The organism is Methylibium sp. (assembly GCF_031393925.1).
Lineage (GTDB): Bacteria > Pseudomonadota > Gammaproteobacteria > Burkholderiales > Burkholderiaceae_C > Methylibium.
On the sequence record NZ_JANMWL010000003.1, the window covers coordinates 26,561 to 33,381 of the forward strand.

General features: G+C 68.4%; 6 protein-coding genes. All 6 read left to right on the forward strand.

Going from position 1 to position 6,821, the window contains the following annotated elements:
- Positions 1–150 precede the first annotated feature (150 nt).
- The gene (gene mpl, locus RMO12_RS00190) at positions 151–1,539 is read left to right on the forward strand and encodes a UDP-N-acetylmuramate:L-alanyl-gamma-D-glutamyl-meso-diaminopimelate ligase (RefSeq protein ID WP_309637764.1); all 1,389 of its coding nucleotides are present in this window, start codon (positions 151–153) and stop codon (positions 1,537–1,539) included.
- Between the two features lie 5 nt (positions 1,540–1,544).
- Positions 1,545–2,141: a YqiA/YcfP family alpha/beta fold hydrolase gene (locus RMO12_RS00195; protein ID WP_309637765.1), complete on the forward strand. Its 597-nt coding sequence runs from the start codon at positions 1,545–1,547 to the stop codon at positions 2,139–2,141.
- Positions 2,142–2,335: 194 nt separating this feature from the next.
- On the forward strand, positions 2,336–4,408 hold the full coding sequence (locus tag RMO12_RS00200) for an RNB domain-containing ribonuclease (RefSeq protein WP_309637766.1): 2,073 nt from the start codon (positions 2,336–2,338) through the stop codon (positions 4,406–4,408).
- Between the two features lie 24 nt (positions 4,409–4,432).
- Complete coding sequence (locus RMO12_RS00205; protein ID WP_309625267.1) at positions 4,433–5,320, forward strand: TonB family protein; 888 nt, start codon at positions 4,433–4,435, stop codon at positions 5,318–5,320.
- 13 nt (positions 5,321–5,333) lie between these two features.
- A complete protein-coding gene (aroE, locus tag RMO12_RS00210; RefSeq protein WP_309625268.1) occupies positions 5,334–6,203 on the forward strand; it encodes a shikimate dehydrogenase in 870 nt (289 codons plus the stop codon).
- Positions 6,204–6,426: 223 nt separating this feature from the next.
- Positions 6,427–6,821, forward strand: a 395-nt coding sequence (locus tag RMO12_RS00215; RefSeq protein ID WP_309637767.1) for a hypothetical protein, incomplete at its 3' end; no start/stop codon positions are given.

Sequence of the window (6,821 nt, forward strand, 5' to 3'; positions counted from 1 at the left end):
GCCATGCGCCGCGGTCCAGGTCTCGAGGCGCAGGGGGTTGATGAGTGAGCCCATCGTCGTTTTCTCGTGCCTTGCGTCGTCGTGCGTTCCGACCATTCCAGGGGGCACGACGCAGGCGATACGTCAAGGGGCGGCTCCTAGAATCGGTGCATGCACCTGCACATCCTGGGTATTTGCGGCACCTTCATGGGTGGACTGGCCGCTCTCGCGCGTGAGGCCGGCCACCGCGTAACCGGCTGCGATGCGAACGTCTACCCGCCGATGAGCGAGCAATTGCGCGCCCTCGGCATCGAGCTCGTCGAGGGCTACGGGGGCGATCAACTCACGCTGGCGCCGGACCTGTTCGTGGTCGGCAACGTCGTTTCGCGTGGCAACGCGCTGATGGAGGCGATCCTCGACGCCGGGGCGCGCTACACCAGCGGGCCGCAGTGGCTGGCCGAGCACGTGCTGCATGGCCGCCACGTGATGGCCGTGGCCGGCACGCACGGCAAGACCACGACGACGGCGATGCTCGCCTGGATCCTTGAAGCCGCGGGGCAGCAACCCGGCTTCCTGGTGGGCGGCGTGCCATGCAACTTCGGCGTGAGCGCGCGCCTGGGGCGCCTGCACGCCGCGCGGCCCGGCGGCCAAAGCGCGCCGTTCGTGATCGAGGCCGACGAGTACGACACGGCCTTCTTCGACAAACGCAGCAAGTTCGTGCATTACCGCCCGCGCACCGCGGTGCTCAACAACCTGGAGTTCGACCACGCCGACATCTTTGCCGACGTCGCCGCGATCGAGACCCAGTTCCACCACCTGGTGCGCACCGTGCCAGCCAGCGGGCGGCTGGTCGTCAACGCGCGCGAGGCGAGCCTGGCACATGTGCTGGAGCGCGGCTGCTGGAGCGACGTGGCGCGTTTTGGCGTGCGCGGCGACGTGCCCGGCTTTCGTGCGCGTGGCGAGCCGCATGCCTTCGATGTGCTCAAGTCGGGCGTACAGGTCGGTCGCGTCGAGTGGTCGCTGCTGGGTGAACACAACCAGCTCAATGCGCTGGCGGCGATCGCAGCGGCCGAGCATGCCGGCGTCGCGCCCACCGAGGCCGCCAGGGCGCTGGCGCGTTTCGAGAACGTCAAACGCCGCATGGAGCTGCGTGGCGAAGCCGCTGGTGTGAAGGTCTACGACGACTTCGCCCATCATCCGAGCGCGATGCGCACCACCATCGACGGGCTGCGCCGCAAGCTCGGCGCGCTGGGCGACGGGCCGCGCATCCTGGCCGTGTTCGAGCCGCGCTCCAACACCATGAAGCTCGGCGCCATGAAGGCGCAGTTGCCCTGGGCGCTGGAGGAGGCCGATTTGTCGTTTTGCCACAGCGGCGGCCTGGGCTGGGACGCGCGCGAAGCGCTCGCGCCGCTCGGCGAGCGCGCCGCCGTCTGCGACTCGATCGACGCGCTGGTGCGGCGCGTCGTGAAGGCTGCACGCCCGGGCGACCATGTGCTGTGCATGAGCAACGGCGGCTTTGGCGACGTCCACGCCAAGCTGCTGACGGCACTCGCCGGCTGAAGCGAATGACGGCACCGCATCAACTGCTCTACCTGCACGGCTTTCGCTCGTCGCCCGCCTCCACCAAGGCGCGGCGCATGGCCGCCGAAATCGCACGCTTGCGCCTGCAAGGCCATGCGCTTGAATGGTGCTGCCCGCAGCTACCGGCCTCGCCGGCCGAAGCACGCGAACTGATCGATGCCCTGGCCGCCAACTGGCCCAGCGAGACGATGGCCGTCATCGGCAGCTCGCTCGGCGGCTTCTACGCCACCGTGCTGGCCGAGCGCCGCGGCTGCCGCGCGGTGCTGCTCAATCCGGCGGTCGACCCGGCCCGCGACCTCGCCGGTCAACTCGGCGAACAAGCGGCCTGGCACGACCCGGCGCAGCGCTTCGTGTTCACTGCCGCGCACGTGGGCGAGTTGCGCGCCATGACACCCACGGCCATCACCGCCCCTGAGCGCTATTTCGCGCTCATCGCCAAAGGCGACGAAGTGCTCGACTGGCGCGAGATGCGGGCGCGCTATGCGCTAGCGCCGGGACTTCTGCTTGAAGGCAGCGATCACGCACTCAGCGATTTCGAACAGCAGTTGCCGCAGGTGCTGCGCTTCCTCGACCTCGCTTGAGAGGGTTTGGACGAGATGACCGACGCAGCGCCATGGTCGGTGATCGGCGCCGTCGAGCACTGGTTTGCGTGTGGATCGGCGCAGCGTCTCGAGCGGGTGGTGGCTGCGCGCCAACGTAGCGGACGAAACCCGAACAGAGCGACACCTTTCGCGCGCCGGATCGCGCAGCAGCGGATGGGAGAATCCCCGCCACGATGTCCGATACCTATACGCTGTTCGAAGACGCCGGCAAGTTCCACGCCGGCCGAGTGATGTCCGAGGCCGAAAGCTCGCTGCAGGTCGAGCTCGATTCCGGCAAGCGCGTGAAGGTCAAGAGCGCCAACGCGCTGCTGCGATTTGCCAAGCCGGCACCGGCCGAACTGCTCGCGCAGGCGCAGGCGCTTGCCGGCGAGATCGACCGCGACCTGATCTGGGAGGTGGCGCCCGACGAGGAGTTCAGCTTCGAGACGATCGCGCGCGAGTATTACGGTGCCAACGCCGACGCGCCGCAACAGGCGGCCACCTTGCTGCGCCTGTTCGACGCGCCGCATTACTTTCACCGGCGCGGCAAGGGGCGCTTTCGCAAGGCGCCCGAAGACGTGCTCAAGCAGGCGCTCGTGGCCATCGAGCGCAAGGCGCAGCAGGCCGCGCAGATCGATGGCTGGGCCACCGAGTTGGCGACGGGCCGCTGCCCGGCACCGATCGCCGAGCAGCTCTACAAGATCCTGTTCAAGCCCGACAAGAACGGCCCCGAATACAAGGCCGTGGTCGAGGCCGCCAAGCGCTCGCACAAGGCGCCGCTCGACTTGCTCAAGGAGGCCGGGGCCATCACCAGCCCCTACCAGTTTCACTGGCGGCGCTTCCTGTTCGAGTTTTTCCCCAAGGGCACCGCGGTGGTGGCGATCGCCGCGCCGGCCATCAAGGACGAGCTGCCTCTGGCGCCCTGCCCCGCGTTCTCGATCGACGACTCGAGCACCACCGAGATCGATGACGCCATCTCGGTCCAGGGGCTGGGCAGCGACACCGTGGTGTTCGGCGTGCACATCGCTGCGCCCGCACTCGCGTTCGCGCCCGGCTCGCCGGTCGACCAGCTGGCCCGCAACCGCTGGTCGACGGTCTACATGCCGGGCCACAAGCTGACCATGCTGCCCGACGCGGTAGTGCAGGCCTACACGCTCGAGGCCGGTCGCGATTGCCCCGCCGTGTCGCTGTATGTCAGCGTCGACGCCGCCACGCTGCAAGTGAAGGCCACCGAGACCCGGCTCGAACGCGTGCCGATTGCGGCCAACCTGCGCCACGATCAGCTCGACGCGGTGGTCACCGAGGCGTCGCTGACGGGCCAGGCCGGCGCCGACTACGCGTTCGCGCCCGAGTTGGCGTTCGCGTTTCGGCTCGCCCGGCACCTGAAGGCCGAGCGCGAAGTGGTGCGCGGCAAGCCAGAAAACTTCAACCGTCCCGACTACAACTTCCGCCTCGAAGGCAACGGCTCGAACCGCGCGGACGGCGAACCCGACGGCAGCGAGACCGTCGTCATCACCGAGCGCAAGCGCGGCTCGCCGCTGGACCTGATCGTGGCCGAAGCGATGATCCTCGCCAACAGCCACTGGGGCGGCTGGATCGCCGAGTGCGGCGTACCCGGCATCTACCGCAGTCAGGCGAGCCTTTCGCCCGGCATCAAGGTGCGCATGGGCGTGCGGCCTGCGCCGCATGCCGGCATGGGCGTGAAGCAATACACCTGGGCCACCTCACCGCTGCGCCGCTACGTCGACCTGGTCAACCAGTGGCAGATCGTCGCGTGCGCACGCCACGGCCGCACCGCGGCGCTCGCGGCACCGTTCAAGCCCAAGGACGCCGAGCTGTTCTCGGTGATTTCGGGCTTCGAGGCCGCGTACACCGCCTACAACCAGTTCCAGCACGGGTTGGAGCGCTACTGGACGCTCCGCCACCTGCAGCAAGCGGGCGTCAGTGAACTCGACGCTGCGGTCATGAAGGACGGCCTGGTGCGCGCCGACACGCTGCCGCTGGTGTTTCGCGCGCTCGGTTGCGAAGCCCTGCCGCGCGGCGCACGGGTGCGCGTGCGCGTGACCGGGATCGACCTGCTCACGCTCGACCTGCACGCCAGCCTGCTGACGCGCCTGGACGACACAGCGACATCCGCTGACGATGCTGCGGTCGACGTGGACGAGGCCGACGAAGCCGTGCAGGACGGCGCACCACTGGCGCTAGCGATCGACCTGCGGGACGGGGACAATCCAGCGGAGCCGGCGCCCGCCGACGCTCCTGCCTGAACCGACCTGAAGGGCCGCGGCCGCATGAAATTCTCCACCTCGTCCTGGCGGCAGCGCCTGCGGCAACTGAGCACCCTGCAGATTGCGCTGCTGCTCTCGTTCGGTGTGCATGCGGCGCTGCTCACGGTGCGCTTTGTCGACCCCGAGGGCTTCAACCGCGTGTTCAAGGACACACCGCTCGAGGTGATCCTCGTCAACGCGCGCTCGACCGAGCCCCCACTGAAGGCGCAGGCGATCGCGCAGGCGGCGCTGGCCGGGGGTGGCGAGGCGCAGGCCGGGCGCGCCACGTCGCCGTTGCCGCCGTCGGCCACCAGCGAAGTCGGTGACTCGCTGGAGGATGCGCGCAAGCAGATCCAGACGCTGCAGGAGCAGCAGACGCAGTTGCTCGCGCAGATCCGTCGCGAGCTGGCCAAGCTGCCGCCCCCCGACCCGCAGCGCGACGAGGGCACACCGCAAGCCCGCGCGCAAGACGAGCAGCGGCGCCAGTTGCTGCAAATGCTCGCCGAGATCGAAAAGCGCATCAACGACGAGAACGCCAGGCCGCGCAAGCGCTACGTCAGCCCCTCGACGAGCGAGGCGGTCTACGCGATCTACTACGACGTGCTCAAGCGCCGCATCGAAGAACGGGGCACGCGCAATTTTCCCGAGGACAAGGGCAAGAAGCTCTATGGCGAGCTGGTGATGCTGATCTGGGTCGACGCGCGCGGGCGCGTGCTCGAAACCGAGATCGTGCAGGGCTCGGGCCAGCGCGCGCTCGACCAGCGGGCACAGGCGATCGTGCGCGCCGCCGGGCCGTTCGGTCCGTTCACCGAGGCGATGCGCAAGCAGGCCGACCAGATCGCGGTCGTGTCGCGGTTTCGCTTCACGCGCGACGAAGCGCTGGAGACGCGCTTTCAGTCGATCACGCAATGAGGCAGCGGCGTTGTTGAACAAGGCTTCGCCTGACGCGGCGCCGAGCGAGCGCTACGCGGTGATCGGGCACCCGGTCGAACACAGCCGTTCGCCCTGGATTCATGCACGCTTTGCCGAGCTGACCGGCCAGCGGCTCGAGTACGGCCGCCTGCCATGCCCGCTCGACGGCTTTGCCGCGACGGTAGACGCCTTTGCAGCGGGCGGTGCGCGAGGCTGCAACGTCACGGTGCCTTTCAAGTTCGAGGCGGCTGCGCTGGCCGCAAGCCTGACGCCACGCGCCGCCTTGGCGCAGGCAGCCAACACGCTGCACTTGCATGCGCACGGCTGGCACGCCGACAACACCGACGGTGCCGGCCTGGTGCGCGACATCGAAGATCACGCGGGCATCGACCTGCGGGGGCGCCACCTGCTGCTGATCGGCGCTGGCGGCGCCGCCGCTGGCGTTCTCGGCCCGCTGCTCGACACCGGGCCCGCGCTGCTGGTGCTGGCCAATCGCTCACCGGCCAAGGCCCAGGCACTGGTGCAGCGCCATGCGGCGCTGGCGGCCCGTCAAGGCTGCGAGCTGCGCGCGAGCGGGCTGGCCGATTGCGGCAACGACTTCGACGTCGTCATCAATGCCAGCGCGGCCAGCCTCACTGGCGCTGCCGTGCCGGTGGCCGCGCGCGTGTTGCGCCGCGGCGCGCTGGCGCTGGACATGATGTACGGCCCACCCGCGCAGGCTTTTCTCGACTGGGCCCGCGAGCACGGCGGCCACGGCCGCGACGGCCTGGGCATGCTGGTCGAGCAGGCGGCCGAGGCCTTCGCCGGCTGGCGCGGCGTGCGCCCGCCCACCGATGGCGTGCTGGCCGAGCTGCGCCGGGCCGTGCGAGCCGGGGACGCATGAGCCCGCACGGCCGCCCGAAGGGCGAATACCGCAGTGCGCAGCACGAAGGTGCCCTCGCTGCCCTCGCTGCCCTCGCTGCCCACGAAAGCCGATCCCCGGGAGCAGGGCTTGGCAAGTGAATCACGTCGAGATACCCTGTTACCTACGGCCATCTTGCCGCACCCGGGCGGTCCTGCCTTTCATCGATGAACGGCTGTGGTTGCCTACCTCAAAGGACTGCCCCATGAACAAGAGAGAAATGCTTAAACTCGCGGCGATTGGAGTACCTGCTGCTCTTTGGCTCAAAGCTGCACGGGCTTCGATCGGGGGGACAGAGACAATCGTTCTGCGACAAGGCGGTGTCGCACCGATCGATTGGTACGCATCGGGACTTTTTGCGGACGGCGGGACTTGGAAGCGTCACATTGCTTTTCAAGGAGTCGGCCCTAACACTTATGAGGCGGAGACTGCGCCGACCCTGTATGGCACATACGGTCAATTCCGAATTAACATGCAGATGCACGCAAACACGGTTCAAGGGACGGGCCTCTACGGCACTTGGGTTATCAACCGCGGTAACTACTTGGGTCGCGACGACTTAAACACTGGAAGCTATGTCAATCTGCAAGGGGAAGGCGC